At 34.4% G+C, this 16,951-nt stretch carries 11 protein-coding genes; 8 read left to right on the top strand and 3 right to left on the bottom strand.

Annotated elements, in window-relative coordinates; translation table 11 throughout:
- Positions 1-38: 38 nt before the first annotated feature.
- Positions 39-1,319, top strand: coding sequence for a UDP-N-acetylmuramoyl-tripeptide--D-alanyl-D-alanine ligase (gene murF, locus PL77_RS08960; protein ID WP_044203932.1), 1,281 nt, complete (start codon positions 39-41; stop codon positions 1,317-1,319).
- The gene (locus PL77_RS08955; RefSeq protein ID WP_044203931.1) at positions 1,320-2,438 is read left to right on the top strand and encodes a DegT/DnrJ/EryC1/StrS aminotransferase family protein; all 1,119 of its coding nucleotides are present in this window, start codon (positions 1,320-1,322) and stop codon (positions 2,436-2,438) included.
- 32 nt (positions 2,439-2,470) lie between these two features.
- On the opposite strand, the gene PL77_RS08950 is transcribed toward PL77_RS08955, so the two are convergent.
- Genes PL77_RS08950 through pdxA form a run of 3 tightly spaced genes read right to left on the bottom strand, consistent with a single transcriptional unit; the run spans position 2,471 to position 4,748 of the window.
- Positions 2,471-2,935, bottom strand: coding sequence for a Fur family transcriptional regulator (locus PL77_RS08950; protein ID WP_044203929.1), 465 nt, complete (start codon positions 2,933-2,935; stop codon positions 2,471-2,473).
- Positions 2,936-2,938: 3 nt separating this feature from the next.
- Positions 2,939-3,358 carry a hypothetical protein gene (locus PL77_RS08945; RefSeq protein WP_052444278.1) on the bottom strand — a complete coding sequence of 140 codons (420 nt, stop codon included), beginning with the start codon at positions 3,356-3,358 and terminating at the stop codon, positions 2,939-2,941.
- Between the two features lie 19 nt (positions 3,359-3,377).
- Complete coding sequence (gene pdxA / locus PL77_RS08940) at positions 3,378-4,748, bottom strand: 4-hydroxythreonine-4-phosphate dehydrogenase PdxA (protein ID WP_063769005.1); 1,371 nt, start codon at positions 4,746-4,748, stop codon at positions 3,378-3,380.
- Positions 4,749-5,122: 374 nt separating this feature from the next.
- Between pdxA and PL77_RS08935 the strand changes: the two genes are divergently transcribed.
- The 6 genes from PL77_RS08935 (at position 5,123) to PL77_RS08910 (ending at position 16,929) form a co-directional block, all read left to right on the top strand.
- A complete protein-coding gene (locus PL77_RS08935) occupies positions 5,123-8,632 on the top strand; it encodes a T9SS type A sorting domain-containing protein (protein WP_044203925.1) in 3,510 nt (1,169 codons plus the stop codon).
- Positions 8,633-8,808: 176 nt separating this feature from the next.
- Complete coding sequence (gene rsmA, locus PL77_RS08930) at positions 8,809-9,591, top strand: 16S rRNA (adenine(1518)-N(6)/adenine(1519)-N(6))-dimethyltransferase RsmA (protein WP_044203923.1); 783 nt, start codon at positions 8,809-8,811, stop codon at positions 9,589-9,591.
- A gap of 150 nt (positions 9,592-9,741) precedes the next feature.
- A complete protein-coding gene (dprA, locus tag PL77_RS08925) occupies positions 9,742-10,857 on the top strand; it encodes a DNA-processing protein DprA (RefSeq protein WP_044203921.1) in 1,116 nt (371 codons plus the stop codon).
- Positions 10,858-10,865: 8 nt separating this feature from the next.
- Positions 10,866-12,011, top strand: a complete 1,146-nt coding sequence (locus PL77_RS08920) for a glycerate kinase (protein WP_044203920.1) — start codon at positions 10,866-10,868, stop codon at positions 12,009-12,011.
- 258 nt (positions 12,012-12,269) lie between these two features.
- Positions 12,270-14,609, top strand: a complete 2,340-nt coding sequence (locus tag PL77_RS08915; RefSeq protein WP_044203918.1) for a M1 family metallopeptidase — start codon at positions 12,270-12,272, stop codon at positions 14,607-14,609.
- Between the two features lie 58 nt (positions 14,610-14,667).
- A complete protein-coding gene (locus PL77_RS08910) occupies positions 14,668-16,929 on the top strand; it encodes a M1 family metallopeptidase (protein ID WP_044203916.1) in 2,262 nt (753 codons plus the stop codon).
- The last annotated feature ends 22 nt before the right edge of the window (positions 16,930-16,951 follow it).

Below are 16,951 nucleotides of genomic sequence, written 5' to 3'. Positions count from 1 at the left end.
TATCTTAACAGATTGCATAAAAAAAATCCATCTTTGATATGAATATTGAAAAAATATACACTATCTACCTAGAACACAGTACTATAACAACCGATTCTAGAAATGTACCAGAAAACTCCCTTTTCTTTGCTTTGAAAGGTGGAAATTTTGATGGTAATAAATATGCTAAATCTGCTTTAGAAAAAGGGGCGAAATTTTGTGTTGTTGACGATAAAGAAGTAGCCGTTTCTGATCAATATATACTTGTTGAAGATGTATTGACTACTTTACAAGAGTTAGCCCAGTATCACAGAAAGCAATTCAATATCCCGGTGATTGCCGTGACAGGTTCAAACGGAAAAACAACGACCAAAGAGATCTTATTGAAAATATGTTCTACTACCTTTAAGACACACGCGACTAAAGGTAATTTTAATAATCATATTGGAGTTCCACTGACATTACTTTCTATGCCATTAGATACGGAAGTGGCACTTATTGAAATGGGTGATAATCACGTCGGAGAAGTGGCTGAGTTGTGCCAAATTGCATTACCTAATCAAGGTTTCGTTACCAATATAGGAAAGGATCATATCGAAGGGTTTGGAAGCTTTGAACAAAATGTGAGAGCTAAAAGTGAGGTTTTTGATTACCTTATAAAAAATGAAGGAGTCATTTATATTAACTCTAAAGATGCTATTCTGTATAATATGTCAAAGCGAATGAAATCTCCTGTCTACTATGGTCAGGAATATGATTATGCAAATCTTGAGTTTATAGAAGTCAATCCATTTATTGTATATCAAGACAGACAGGAAAATAAGATTGAGACTCAATTGTTTGGTGCTTATAATTTTGAAAATATCCTTACAGCGTTTTGTGTAGGTAAAAAATTAGGTATCTCCGTTGAAAATATGAATAAAGCCATCGCTTCTTATAAACCGACTAACAATAGATCTGAAATTCTTAAAACCGAAAAAAATACATTAATCTTAGATGCTTATAATGCGAACCCTTCATCTGTAGAGGTTGCTTTAGAAAATTTAGATAAGATTGAAAGCTCAATTGCAAAAGCATTTGTTTTGGGAGATATGTTTGAGCTAGGTGAAATCAGTAAACAAGAGCATCAAAATATAGTTGATCAAGCTTTAAAACTGAATTTTGAGATCAATATATTTATTGGTGAACGATTCTTTGAACATAAAAATGAATCTGGACAATTCTTCAAAACAAAGTCAGAAGCAATATCGTTTTTAGAAAAACAGTCCATTAGTAATCATCTTATTCTCATCAAAGGTTCAAGAAGTATGGGACTTGAGGTTATCAAAGATATTCTGTAAATGAAAAACATCCCGTTCGTTTCTTTAGAGCATCAAAATGCATTGATTAAAAAAGAATTAGAAGCAGATATTTTAGATACTGTTCAATCAAATTATTTCATACTTGGAGATAAGTTGAAAAAATTTGAAACGGAATATGCTGCTTATTCTAATACCTCTCAATGTATAGGAGTTGGAAATGGATTTGATGCTTTAAAACTTTCTTTATTGGCATTAGGAATCAAAAAAGGAGACGAAGTGATTGCTCCTGCTCATACCTTTATTGCTACAATATTGGCAATAATGGATGTTGGAGCAACGCCAATTTTAGTAGATGTTCATCCTGAGACTTATACCATTGATTATCATCAAGTAGAAGCAAAAATCTCAACTAGAACGAAGGCAATTATAGTAGTTCATATTTATGGTAATCCTTGTGAAATGGATCAAATATGTTCTATAGCTGAAAAGAACGATTTATTTGTCATCGAAGATAATGCTCAGGCTCATGGAGCTCTATATAAAGGTCAAAAAACAGGAAGTTTTGGTGTATTAAACGCAACAAGCTTCTACCCTGCTAAAAATTTAGGGTGTTTTGGAGACGGGGGTGCAATCACAACAGACCAAAAGGCACTACAAGAATACTTATTGATGTATAGAAATTATGGAAGTTCAAAGAAATATTTTTCGGATGTAAGTGGTTGCAATTCTAGACTAGATGAAATTCAAGCTGGAATTTTGAGTATCAAATTAAAATACTTAGATAAATGGAACAGTGAACGCCGAAAGATGGCATCAGAATATAAAAAGTATCTTGATCCTGGCGTTAAAACACAACATATTGATACTAATTCGATTTCAGTCTATCATCTATTCACAATTGAATGTGATAAAAGAAATGAATTACAGGAATTCTTAATCACTGAAGGAATCAATACACAAATCCACTACCCTGTTCCACCACATTTACAAAAGGCTTGCAGCAAGCTTGGTTATAAAAAAGGAGATCTACCAATCACTGAAAAACTATCGAACACTTTATTAAGTTTACCTCTTTATATCGGACTTACTACATTGGATATCCAATTTGTTTCAGAAAAGATAAATTACTTCTATAAAAAAAATAACCTACTCGATTAAAAGTAGGTTATTTTTTTCTGAAGATATTCAGTTTATTCTTCTGTAACTTCTTCTTTATTTTGCTTTCCTTCGCAATTTTCATTCTTACAACTTCCATAGAAATTTAATGAATGACTTTCTATTTCGAAGTTATAAATCTCTTCAACCATTTGTTGAATTTTTTGAATACGTGGATCACAAAACTCAAGAATCTTATTGCACTCTTTGCAGATTAAATGATCATGTTGTTTAAAACCATGAGCTTTTTCATAAAGAGCTAAGTTCTTTCCAAACTGATGTTTAGTGATCAGATTGCAATCTAAAAGCAAATCTAATGTATTATAAACCGTAGCTCTACTCACTCTATAGTTTTTGTTTTTCATATTAATATACAGCGATTCAACATCAAAGTGTCCACCTCTACCGTATATCTCTTCCATGATGGCAAAGCGTTCAGGAGTTTTCCTTAATTTCTTTTCCTCAAGGTATTTAATAAATAATTCTTTTATCTCGTCCATATCTTAGAAATTAGAATTTGCCTCAACAGCATCTTTAAGTTCGTAAATTAATCCAGTTTCTTCATCATTTAAATGAAGAACACCCTTGAAAGTAGCCTCCTCTTCATCTATTTCTCTTTCATTTTTAAGAAAGATTGCTACCACAGATTCAGGACCAGCTCCACCGCAGAAGAAACAACTTGAAAAAGGGTAATAAGAAACTATAATTGAACCATCAGTAGTTTCTACAGGTAATACAAATCCTCTAATCGTAACTTCCGTACCGTCCAATTTTTTCACATCTCTTGGAAAAATTGGTAATGGTACATCCATTTCAAATTCCTCACTGTATTTATACTCCCAATCAACATTTAAAAGCTTTTTCCATAATTCATAATTGGGGTTTGGTCCTGCAAATCCCGATAAAATAATTAAGGAAAACAATAGTGGAAATACTATTGCCTTACTGCTTAGCTTCTTTATTTTGTTTAATTGATTTTTGTTCTTGCTCACCCGCATTTCTATTTCCTCCTTTATTAAAGTTTTTTCTTGGCTTCCAATGCTCTTTATTTTGATGATTAGGTCGGCGATCTTGCTTTTGATTCCCCCCTTTACTCTTATTTTCAAGCATTTTTTGCTGACGAGTCACTTGTTCTTCCTTACGTTCACCAGCTTCCAACTCGCTCAGATCAAACTCTTCTGCTCCTTCTGTTGCTACTTCTAAAGCTTTTTGAACCTTCATTTGATCCTTACGATCTTGAAGCATTTGTTTTGCATTAGGACGAATTTTATTTGTAATCACATTAGTCCTAACTTTTACAATATCTACCGCTTGCATAAGTGCAGCTCTAAATGATTTCTCATCAGCAATACCTTTTCCTGCAATATTATACGCTGTTCCATGGTCTGGAGATGTCCTAACAATACTTAATCCAGCGGTGTAATTCACACCATTTTCAAAAGCATGTAATTTAAACGGTATTAATCCTTGATCATGGTACATACAAAGTACACCATCATAATTTTTAAAGGACATAGTTCCAAAGAAACCGTCAGAAGGGAAAGGGCCAAAAACAAGGTTTCCTCTTTTCTTAAATTCTTTGATTACAGGAGCAATCACGTTAATTTCTTCATCTCCTAATAAACCACCCTCACCAGCATGAGGGTTTAACCCCATTACAGCAATTTTAGGTTTAGTAATACCAAAATCGTTCTTCAAAGACTCTAGAAAGACATTTAATTTAGAGCTCAATCGCTCTTTGGTAATGCTATCTGCTACATCTTTTAATGGGATATGACCTGTCACAACGCCTACTCTCAAATCACCTTCACAAAGGGTCATGAGTGTATCTCCATTGGTGGCGAAGTTTTCTTGATAGTACTCGGTATGACCCGCAAATTTGAAGTCATCACTTTGAATGTTTTCTTTGTTAATTGGTGCTGTCACTACTGCATCAATTACTTCGCTTTTCAAGTCTTCAGAAGCTTTATCAATAGATAAAAAAGCACACTTCCCTGCTGATTCACTCACTTTTCCAGGGTCTAATTCCTGAACATCAGACCAACAGTTGACAACATTAATTTTTTGATCATGCAGATAACTATTGTTATTAAATTGATGATAAGTAAAATCCTCTATTCCTAAAATCCTTTTGTATTTAGTCAGTATTCTACCTGAACCATATACTACAGGAGTACAAATATTTGTTATACGTTTATCTTGTAAAACCTTTACGATAACCTCCGGTCCGATTCCATTGTAATCACCGATAGTAATACCAATACGAGGTTTGTCAGATCTTCTATTATTTTTTTGATTTTTATTCTCTCTCATAACTTAGGTAGACTTTTTTTGTAAGCCTTCAATTCCTCAACTAAATGTTCATAATAATAGTCTTCTTTCAAAAGTAATACTTTTAAAGATTTTTTATTGTATTATTCAAGTAAATTAATGATAAAAGTTTACACTTTAATCTTGATACAAGTATAAAACTTTTCAAAAGCGACGGTTCAAAAATTGTATATTCTTAATATTTCTAAAAATCTAATCTAAAACCTCTTATATCTATTACTTTCACAACCTTTACATATATTTGGAGTTCCTTATAGTACAGCTCTATCTTATAACCCTTTGTAGTAATATGGAGGTTTATACTTTTTTGTTTATCAATAATTCATCTCGAATAAAGAATTACTTTATAAATAACAATGATCAATCAAAAAAACTTTTTATCAGGACTACTCTTCCTTATGACTTTTGGTGCATTTTATTATTTCTACCAAGAAAATCGCCATTCAGAGGAAATCATTCAACATCAGTCAAAAGACATTGTCTTTGAGAGATATAATGAAAAAAGATTAAAAAAAAATGCGAAAGGATATATCAAGTCTGATAAACCTGATAAATTTCTTCAACTCATGCGTTCTTTAAAAGTAAGAGACGGACAAAATGAGGCTCAGTATCAGAAAGGTTATAAGCTAAAGGAAACCTTGAAGGCTAATGCATATTTTAAAAGTAATAGACGTATAACACAAACAGTTACAGACGAACAGTGGATTGAAAGAGGACCAAAAAATGTTCCTGGAAGAACTAGAACATTAATTGTTGATAGAAATGATCCTTCTCACAACACATGGATTATTGGTTCTGTATCAGGTGGCATCTGGAAAACAACCAACAAAGGGCAAAACTGGACTCCCTTAACAGATGAATTACCCACTCTTTCTGTCTCCCATATTAGTCAATCTGAAAGCAATCCTAACATATTATATGCATGTACTGGTGAAGGATATGGAAATATTGACGGCGTAAAAGGTGATGGTGTTTTTAAATCAACTGACGGTGGTAATACTTGGTTTAGTTTAGAAAACACTCTAAACAATGAAGATTTCCAAATCGTAAATCGATTAATAATTGACCCAACAAATGCAGATAATTTAACGGTTTGTACCTCCGCCAATCCAGGTAACAGTTACAGGTCATCCCTTTTTGTGAGTAAAGATGGCGGTGAATCATGGACAAAGACGTATGAAGAAAGAAGAAGTGGTTTTTCGTTTGCGATCCATCAAGTAGTTGCAAGTCCAGACGACTTTAATGTTCAGTATGCTACGATCAATAACAAAGGAATTTTAAAATCTACGGATATGGGACAAACTTGGAGTTTGTTGAGCGGGTATCGAGTAACAGGTAGAATTGAATTAGGAATTTCTGAAGTTAACCCTAACTTCATTTATGCCTCAATTGCAGGCGATGGAGATGCAAGTGAAGATGGAAATTTGTACTTATCTAGGGATGCTGGAAATAGTTGGGCATTGTTAGGAGCAAATGATGAAATAAAGGTACTTGGAGGTCAAGGTTGGTATGATAACGCTGTTTTAGCTCACCCTTATGATGAGAATTCTTTCTACGTTGGTGGTGTTGATATTTGGAAGATAAATATTTTGGATGAAGATAACAATGTAGAGTTCCAAAGAGTTTCTGATGCTTACGGAGCAAGTGGAAGAACAATCAATCCTTCTTTCTTTAGAAATGGAAGCACTATTATAGAAGGACTTCACCCCGATCATCATTCTTTTGTCTCTGTAAAAACAACAGAAAATCAATTTTATATCATCAATACTAACGATGGAGGTGTTTATTACTCCAATACCGGGACTAATCCAGGCGAAGAAAATGGAGATTGGACTTTTGCAGGTTATGGATACAATACGACTCAATTTTACGGCATTGATAAACGTACAGGTGTAAACCAATATATTGGAGGTTCTCAAGATAACGGCACTTGGATTTCGTCCACAAACCCAACAAAAGATTCAAATTACAGAATGTTTATTGGAGGTGATGGCTTTGATGCTATATGGCATAGTGAAGATGAAGATAAATTGCTTGGGTCTATTTACAATAATATTATTTTTAAAAGTAATAACAGAGGAAGTGTTTATTTTGAAAGTACTAATGGCTTAGAAGATCAAGGAGAAGATGCCCCCTTTATCACAAAATTGGCGAACTCTAAACAAAATCCTGATGTAGTATTTGCGATTGGCAAACAAGGTGTATGGAAATCTTCAGATTTTGGCAGCAATTGGACTTTATCTCCTATTTCAAGCAATCAATGGGGTGTTTCTACTTTCATGGATGTGGAAATCTCAGAAGCAAACACAGATATTGTTTGGGCAGGTCATAATTTCAGTGACGCTCTTTATGTTTCTACAAATGAAGGTGTTTCATTTAGCCCAACGAGTAATAATGTAAACGATCTTTTTGTTTCAGGGTCAATTTCAGGGATCGTCCCCGATCCAATTTATGAGGAGAACGCCTATGTACTATTTTCTTATGCTAACGCTCCAAAAATATTAAAGACTACAGATTTCGGAGAAAATTGGGTAGACATCAGTGGTTTTCATCAAAATGAATCTTCAGCAACTGGATTCCCTAACGTAGCTGTTTATGATTTATTAGTTTTCCCTTTCAATGACAACTTTTTATGGGCGGGTACTGAAATTGGTATCTTCGAATCATTAGATGGAGGTACGTCTTGGCATCCTCTAGACGGTATCATCCCAAATGTATGTATTTGGGATATGAAATACAGTGACAATCAAGTCTATGTAGGCACTCATGGTAGAGGCATTTGGTCAATTGATATTCCAATCAATCCTCAACCTGAAATTCTAAGCTATAATTCAACCCTTTCAGGTATTGAAGTCAATATTAATATAGATGCAGCAGCTGATTCAATTGTAGTGTATTCAAAATCAAAAGAACGTTTAAAAGGTTTCAATACTCCTTATGATGAAGGAGAACATTTATTGGAATTGGATAGCTCAGATTTAATTGAAAATGAAATACAATTTATTAGTTATAAAAATAATACACCTTACAAAGGAAAAGTAACTGCACTAAATATCACTCCATATTATACGCCAAGTGATTCATACTACAATGAATTCACGGATTACAGCACTTCTTCTGATTTTATAGCAAAAGGGATTTCTTTCCAATCATCAGTCACAAATTTTGATTTTGCGGCACTGCATAGTGAACATCCCTACACTAACAATACGTTAAACTATTGTTATTTAAGAACTCCAATCATTGTTAAAGATGATAATCCAAATTTTTTCTATAAGGATGTTACACTTGTTGCAACCGATGATGATTATGTAAGTATAGAAGCTAAAAAAGGTGATGGTGATTGGGTAAATATATCAGGTTCTTATGACGCTAGTTTTAATCGATTCTGGGAACATTATTCAAACTTAGGCTCAAATGGTGCACAAAACTTAGAGATTAGACACCAAATCAATTTAAAAGAGTTTTACAGTGCAGGAGATACTATTTTAATTCGATTTAAACTAAGTTCAGGTGAATCCAACCAAAATTGGGGTTGGGCTGTAACTTACTTAAATATTCAGAGTAAAGTCGAAGACCCTGTTACAAGTAATAATGTCGATCAAGCATTGTTTCAATCAATAAAAGTGTATCCTACCGAAGTGGTAAATAATGAGACAAATGTAGAATTGGAAACAAATGGTAGTGAAACTTTTTACTATCAATTGGTGAACATTGAAGGAAAAGTGCTCCAATCCTCCTCTTTCACCACATTGTCAGGGAAAAATAAAATTCCTCTTACTTTAAATACCAACGATAAGGGAATTTATATTTTGGTTTTATATAATGATGAAATAAAGAAATCTTTCAAAATAGCCGTACAATAGATCTTAAAAGATTGCAATCGGTCTTGAATGGATTTGTTTTGTATATTTTAATATCCGTTTTTTGCGAAAATATTTTAAGTACAAAACGTGCTTAAGTACTAAGTCAAAAATTACATGAATTCGTGTTATACTATTTTGTCTTAGTACTTACTTCTATAAAAACATAAATAATACTTATGTCTAAAGTCAAACCTAAAAAGCATTTAGGACAACATTTTTTGAATGACCTACAAATTGCAGATGACATTGTGAATGCAATGACTTCTTTTGGTGATTACAAAGAAATCTATGAAATCGGCCCCGGTACAGGTGTTTTAACTACTCGCTTAATGCAAAAAGAAGAGTACAAAACCACTGTAATAGAAATAGACACTGAATCTGTTGCCTACTTAGCAAAGGAGGTTGGTTTACCAAAAGAACAAATCATTGAAGGGGATTTCTTAAAACTTGACTTTGGAAATATTGCTCCACATCCAGTAGGTCTTATTGGTAACTTCCCTTATAATATTTCTACGCAGATCTATTTTAAGATTTTAGAGAATAAGGATCAAATTACCGAATGTGTAGGAATGATTCAGAAAGAAGTAGCTGAAAGAATAGCCACTAAAAAAGGAGGACGTACTGCAGGTATTCTGACTATTTTAGTACAAGCATTCTATGACGTTGAATACCTTTTCACTGTTCCTCCAGGAGTGTTTATTCCACCTCCAAAAGTAGATTCTGCTGTCATCAGACTTCAAAGAAACGATAGAAAGTCACTTCCATGCAAAGAAGAAACCTTCTTTAAAGTGGTAAAACAAGCTTTCAGTACTAGACGTAAAACGCTTCGTAACGCTATGAAACCTTATGGCCTTCCTGCTGAATTACTTGAAGATCCAATCTTTAAGAAAAGAGCAGAAGAACTTTCGGTGGAAGATTTTATTGATCTTACTGTTAGAATTGAAGAATCAAGAAAATAGGTATCACTCCTATTTGAACATAATGAGCCATTAATCTATTCAGGTTAATGGCTTTTTTATTGATCTTTTTGATAAATTCACTAAATTGTAATACCTATTTTAAAAAACAACTATTTCCAAACGCTTTTATATGATTCATCAAACTTAAACATGACAGAAACTCAAAAAATATATGAACTATGGCTTAATGATATAAACGGAATTGGTGGAGCAACTTGTAAACAATTAATTAGCTACTTAGAAAGTGCTGAAAATGTCTATAATAGCTCTTATAAGGACTTAATCAAAATACCAAACATTGGTGAGTTTATCACTAATTCCATCCTAAATTCTAAAAGCAAACTAGAGAAAGCAGAAAAAGAATTTCAGTTAGCAGAGGCAAACGATACTCGTATCCTTACTTACATGGACAAGGAGTTTCCTAAACGTTTAAAACTTCAAAAAGATGCTCCTTACCTTATTTATGTAAAAGGAAAAGCTTTGGCTTTAAATGCTAGTAAAAATGTAGCAATTGTTGGTTCAAGGGCTGCTACAAATTACGGCCACTATGTCACCAAAAGGATTGTAGAAAAGCTTTCTGAACTACCAGGAATTAATATCATTAGTGGTTTAGCCTATGGTATTGATATTCACGCTCACAGAGCTGCCCTTGAATACAAATTAGGAACTATTGGCGTAATGGCAAACGGCTTAAAAAGCGTCTATCCAAAATTGCATCAAAAAACAGCAAATGAGATGTTAGCGGACCAAAAAAGTGGATTGATTTCAGAAAATAGTATGTTATCACTACCTGACGCACCTAAATTTCCTGCAAGAAATAGAATAATTGCAGCATTAGCGGATACAGTAATTGTAGTTCAAGCCAAAAAACGCGGAGGGGCTTTGATCACTGCTGATATAGCCAATAGTTATCATAAAGATGTATTTGCCGTACCTGGATTAATCACGGACCCTCTTGCCGAGGGATGTAATAATTTAATTAAATATAAAAAAGCACACCTTTTCTCTTCGGTGGATGATATTCTTACCGAAATGAATTGGAGTAAAAATTCTAAACAAAATAACCAAATGTCACTATTTCAAAAAAACAACTTAACTACACTGGAGCAAAAAATAACAAAGATAATCTTTGAACATCCTTTACAAATTGAAGAGATTGCAATCCAGACACAAATTCCTTTACCAAAACTAGCAAGCTTACTGCTACAATTGGAGTTGAAAGGAGTTGTCAAACTAAAAGCCGGAAATATTTATACACTTAATTAATCCCTCCATTGAGAATTTTAGTAGCTCCTAATGCTTTCAAAAACAGCATTAATGCATCAGAAACAGGACAAATCATTCAAAATACTTGGTTAAAAGTTAGACCTACCGATACAATAATTGTGAAGCCAATGGCCGATGGAGGTGATGGTTTTGCTCAGATTGTAGGGGAAGAAAAAAATGGAGAAAAAATAACAGTCTCCACTAAAAACGCTTTGGGTCGAAAACACCAAGGGTATTATTACAAGGTAAATAATGCTACAGCAATTGTTGATTTGGCCTCCAACTGTGGTATGCAAACCTTAGCGGAAGGTCATCAAGATGCTTTAAAAGCAAATACTGAAGGATTAGGAATTACTATAAAAAAAGCCATTGAGGATGGTTGTAAAGAAATTATTATTGGGCTTGGAGGAAGTGCTTCTACTGATTTTGGCCTTGGTGCTATTCATGCACTCGGGGCAAAATTCATGTCTGATAACAATGAAATAATCATCCCCAATGGAGGAAATCTCCACTTAATTAAGCGTATTGACATTAGTGCGTTAAACGAGACTATTCATGATATTCGTTTTTTTATGGCCATTGATGTTGAAAATCTACTATTAGGTGAAAAAGGTGCTGCCGCTGTATTTGCTCCACAAAAAGGAGCATCAGTGACAGAAGTAAAACATTTGAATGAAAATTTAAGTGCAATCGCTAAAGTAACTCAAAACATCACTTTAAAAGACACTACTACGTTAGTTGGCGGCGGTGCAGCAGGAGGAACAGCTGCAGGGCTTTGGGCCTATCTTGATGCAGAACCCATGAACGGAAGTCAATTTATGATGAAGGTTATGGGATTAAAAAATGAAATCGAAAAAGCAGATTTAGTAATCACTTCAGAAGGATGTTTAGATCAACAATCACTTGATGGTAAAATACCTTGTGCAATTGCTGAATATGGCAACCAATTTTACGTTCCAACAATCTGCTTCGTTGGAAGTAATATATTGAATTTTGAAGATGAGCACCCTTTCTTCTCTATTTTCTCAATAAACCAAAGATTTGATAGTATTGAAAAAGCAATCCAAAAAACCAAGTATAATTTAGAAAACACTACTTTTCAGGTGGCTAAAATATTCCACTTAAGTAAAAATAAGGCAGATCAAGAATTCTAAGATTAACAGATTTTCACACTCATAATGGCGTTAATCATTAAAATTTTATCAAATTGCATTTTAATATGATAGGAAACCGTTTAGAGTACCAAATCTTATCACTAAAATAAGGTACAGGTAGGATAAACCCCCGAATTTTCAAAACCTTTTACCCTTTTTAAAGTTTTGAAATTCTATCTATTAGTTACGCCAATTAATATTTTAGGCTCAGCAATTAATAATTATTTTAACTTTCATTTTTTAGCAACTTCCATTCTTATGACTAGAATTACCAAATTATTTATCTCGTTCGTTGTACTAGTGTCAAGTACGGGATTAGTTTTTGGTCAGAAGGAGTTCTACAACAATAACAAGTTTAAACAACTTGATGAAGAACTACCTACACCGAACGTTTATAGAACAGGTTCTGGTGCTCCAGGGCACGAATATTGGCAACAAAAAGCAGATTATGTAATTGAAGCATCAATTGATGAGAAATTGCACAGACTGACAGGTGCTGAAACAGTAACCTACTACAACAACTCTCCTGACGTTCTAACTTACCTTTGGATTCAGTTAGATCAAAACATGAGAGCCACTGATTCTGATACTTACAAAATCAGACAAAACAAAGTGGGAAAAAGTGTCAACATCAACCAATTGGCTGGCATTGACGGTTTCCCTGAATATGATGGAGGTCACAAAATCCAAAAAGTAACGGATGCTTCTGGAAATCCTATTAAATATACCATCAACAAAACAATGATGCGTTTGGATTTACCTCAGGCTTTGAACCCAGGTGAAAAAGTTACATTCAACATTGATTGGTATTATAACATCAACGACCGTTTATTAATGGGTGGCCGTGGTGGTTATGAAACTTTTGCTGAAGATGGTAATACAATCTATACCATTACGCAATGGTTCCCAAGAATGGCCGTTTATGATGATTTCAATGGCTGGCAACACAAGCAATTCTTAGGTAATGGTGAATTTGCTTTAACGTTTGGTGATTATGATGTAAAAATCACTGTTCCTTCAGATCATATCGTAGCCTCTACAGGTGAATTACAAAACCCTGATGAAATTTTAACTGAGGAGCAAAAGAAACGCTTTGAGGAATCAAAAACAGCTGATAAGCCAGTTGTAATTGTTTCTCAAAAAGAAGCAGAGAAAAAAGAGAAAACAGTTGAAAGTGGTACAAAGACATGGCACTACAAGGCGAAAAATGTAAGAGACTTCGCTTTTGGTTCATCTCGTAAGTTTATCTGGGATGCAATGGGTGTTGACATTAATGGTAAAACAGTAATGGCAATGTCTTATTATCCGAAAGAAGCTAATCCATTATACGGACAATATTCTACAGAAGCAGTAGCACATACTTTAGAAGTTTATTCTAAATATACTATTGATTACCCTTATCCGGTAGCTATCTCTGTTGAGGCATCAAACGGTATGGAATATCCAATGATCTGTTTCAACTACGGTCGTCCTGAAAAAGATGGCACTTACTCTCCTCGTATCAAGTACGGAATGATCTCAGTAATCATTCATGAAGTAGGTCACAACTTCTTCCCTATGATCATCAACTCTGATGAGCGTCAGTGGACTTGGATGGACGAAGGTTTGAATACTTTCTGCCAATACTTAGCAGAACAAGAGTGGGAAGTGGGCTATCCTTCACGTAGAGGACCTGCCGAGAATATTGTCAATTACATGAAAGGTGAGAAAAACAACATCACTCCTATCATGACCAACTCTGAATCTATCAAGCAATTTGGTAACAACGCTTATGGAAAACCAGCTACTGCTCTTAATATTTTAAGAGAGACAATCATGGGCCGTGAGTTATTTGATTATGCTTTCAAAGAATATGCTGAAAGATGGGCGTTCAAACATCCAAAACCAGCAGATTTCTACAGAACAATGGAAGATGCATCAGGTGTTGATTTAGATTGGTTCTGGAGAGGTTGGTTCTATACAACGGAAGCTGTTGACATTTCTATTGAAGACGTTACTTTTGTTGAATTAGATACTCAAGATCCAAAAGTTGAAGAAGCAAAACGTAAGGCAAAGCGTGATGCTCAACCAAAAGACATCACAACTATTCATAACGAAGAAATCAACTTATCACGAAGAGTGGATAGAAAACCTGAATTGAAGGACTTCTACAACAGCTACGATGAGTTGGATGCGAATTATGAAGATTACGAGAAGTACAAGAAATACCAAAGCTCATTAAACAAAAATGATAAAGCTTGGATCGCTTCTAACAAACATCTTTATGAAGTGAAATTCAAAAATGTTGGTGGTTTAGTAATGCCAATTATCGTTGAACTTCAATATGAAGATGGTACTTCTGAAAAGAAATACATTCCTGCTGAAATCTGGAAAAAAGATGATATCGTAGTTTCTAAAGTGTTTGTATGTGACAAGCCAGTGGTTCAATTTGTGTTAGACCCTAACAGAGAAACAGCTGACATCGACACGGAAAACAACTACTTCCCTCGTCAAAATCAAATGAGTAGATTCCAGCTTTACAAATCAGGTGCTAATCAACCAAGATCGTATGATTCTGGAAGATTAAATCCTATGCAGAAAGCAAAGAAAAAGAAATAATTATTGATCAATAATTAGAAGAACGACCATCGAAAGGTGGTCGTTTTTTAGTTTTAATATGAAAACACTCTATACAACCCTAATCCTTACTCTTTTGACTTCAAGTGCCGTTTTTGCACAAAAAGAGTTTTATAATAACAATAAGTTTAAGCAACTAGACGAAGAACTTCCAACTCCCAATGTTTATAGAACGGGTTCTGGAGCTCCGGGCCATAAGTATTGGCAACAACAAGCAGATTATGTGATTGAGGCTAGTCTTGATGAATCTAAGCATAGACTTACAGGTAAAGAAACAATCACCTATACCAATAATTCTCCTGATGTCATCAAGTATTTATGGGTACAGTTGGATCAAAATATGAGAGCTAAAAACTCAAACACCTATAAAATCCAACAAAGTAAAATTAAAGACAAAGCCTCTCTTAAGAAATTACAAAGAATTGAAGGTTACCCTGAGTACGATGGTGGTCATAAAATTGCATCTGTTACTGATACAAATGGGAAGGCGATTCCTTTTGTCATTAATCAAACCATGATGCGAGTGGATATAGCTCAACCTATGCAACCTGGAGATCAGTTCACTTTCAATGTAGAATGGAGCTACAATATCAATAACCGTAAATTAATGGGTGGCCGTGGTGGCTATGAACAATTCCCTGATGGTAATACTTTATACACTATCACGCAATGGTATCCAAGAATGGCTGTCTATGACGATGTGAACGGATGGCAAAACAAACAATTTTTAGGTAACGGAGAATTCGCTTTAACATTTGGTGATTTTGATGTGAAATTTACGGTTCCCTCCGATCATATAGTAGCTTCTACTGGTGTTTTACAAGATTCTTCGGTATTGACAGAAGAGCAAATCCAAAGAATTGAAAAAGCGAAAACTTCTGAGAAACCTGAGATGATTGTCACTCTGAAAGAAGTGCAAAAGAAAGAGAAGAAAAAAGCAAAAGGAACACAAACTTGGCATTATACAGCTGAGAATGTAAGAGACTTTGCCATGGGATCTTCTCGTAAATTACTTTGGGATGCAATGGGTGTTGAAGTCGGTGGCAAAACAGTAATGGCCATGTCTTACTACCCGAAAGAAGCATATGATCTTTATAAGAGATATTCAACAGAAGCGGTAGCACATACATTAGAGACTTACTCAAAATATACTTTTGATTATCCTTATCCTGTAGCAATTTCTGTTGAAGCTGAAAACGGCATGGAGTATCCAATGATTTGCTTCAACTACGGAAGAGTGGACGAAAAAGGAAATTACTCAAAGAGAACTAAATATGGAATGCTTTCGGTAATTATTCATGAAGTAGGCCACAACTACTTCCCTATGATTGTCAATTCTGATGAACGTCAGTGGACATGGATGGACGAAGGGCTGAACTCATTCCTACAATTCGTTGCCGAACAAGAATGGGAAGAAGGCTATCCTAGTAGAGAAGGTTTCCCTGAATTGATTGTTGATTATATGAAAGGTGATCCTGCAGGAATCTCTCCTATCATGACCAACTCTGAATCCATTCATCAATTTGGTTATAATGCCTACTCAAAACCAGCAACTGCTCTTAATATCCTTAGAGAAACGATTATGGGTAGAGAGTTGTTTGATTATGCTTTTAAAGAATATGCCAGAAGATGGAAATTCAAGCACCCTACTCCTGCTGATTTCTTTAGAACAATGGAAGACGCATCAGGTATAGATTTAGATTGGTTCTGGAGAGGTTGGTTTTACACTACTGAACCTTGTGATATTAGTATTGAGAACGTAACGTTTAAAGAACTAAATACACAAGACCCAACTATTGAAGAAAAGAAACGTAAGGAATTACGTTCTTCTAAAGCTCCGACCATTACCGAGCTTCACAATGAAGAAGTAGGTCTTGTCACTAGAGTAGAAAAGAAAAAGGAATTAGAGGACTTTTACAATTCTTATGATCCACTTGATAAAACAGCAAGTGAAGAAAAACAATTCAAAAGATACCAAAACAGTCTCACAAAAGAAGATAAAGCATGGCTTCAAGAAGATCACTTTGTGTATCAGATTGACTTTAAAAACGTAGGTGGATTAATCATGCCAATCATCCTTCAAAAAATATATGAAGATGGTACAAGTGAGAAAGTATATATCCCTGCTGAAGTTTGGCGAAAGAATAATGAAAATGTTACGAAAGTATTTGTAGAGAAGAAAAAGGTAGTTTCTTTTGTTTTAGACCCTAACAGAGAAACAGCCGATATTGATACTTATAACAACCACTTCCCTAGAGAAGAACAAGTGAACCGTTTTCAGTTGTATAAAGGAAGGAAGTGATAAATATTGAATTCATTTAATC

Origin of the sequence: Flammeovirga sp. OC4 (assembly GCF_000812565.1) — a bacterium.
GTDB lineage: Bacteria > Bacteroidota > Bacteroidia > Cytophagales > Flammeovirgaceae > Flammeovirga.
The sequence above is the reverse complement of the archived record's forward strand: the minus strand, read 5'-3'. Positions and strand labels throughout refer to the sequence as shown.

Excerpts from the sequence above, each read along its gene's own strand:
- PL77_RS08915 (WP_044203918.1), top strand. The coding sequence starts at position 12,270 with ATGACTAGAATTACCAAATTATTTATCTCGTTCGTTGTACTAGTGTCA.
- PL77_RS08910 (WP_044203916.1), top strand. The coding sequence starts at position 14,668 with ATGAAAACACTCTATACAACCCTAATCCTTACTCTTTTGACTTCAAGT.
- PL77_RS08950 (WP_044203929.1), bottom strand. The coding sequence starts at position 2,935 with ATGGACGAGATAAAAGAATTATTTATTAAATACCTTGAGGAAAAGAAA.
- dprA (WP_044203921.1), top strand. The coding sequence starts at position 9,742 with ATGACAGAAACTCAAAAAATATATGAACTATGGCTTAATGATATAAAC.
- rsmA (WP_044203923.1), top strand. The coding sequence starts at position 8,809 with ATGTCTAAAGTCAAACCTAAAAAGCATTTAGGACAACATTTTTTGAAT.
- PL77_RS08955 (WP_044203931.1), top strand. The coding sequence starts at position 1,320 with ATGAAAAACATCCCGTTCGTTTCTTTAGAGCATCAAAATGCATTGATT.
- murF (WP_044203932.1), top strand. The coding sequence starts at position 39 with ATGAATATTGAAAAAATATACACTATCTACCTAGAACACAGTACTATA.
- PL77_RS08935 (WP_044203925.1), top strand. The coding sequence starts at position 5,123 with ATGATCAATCAAAAAAACTTTTTATCAGGACTACTCTTCCTTATGACT.
- pdxA (WP_063769005.1), bottom strand. The coding sequence starts at position 4,748 with ATGAGAGAGAATAAAAATCAAAAAAATAATAGAAGATCTGACAAACCT.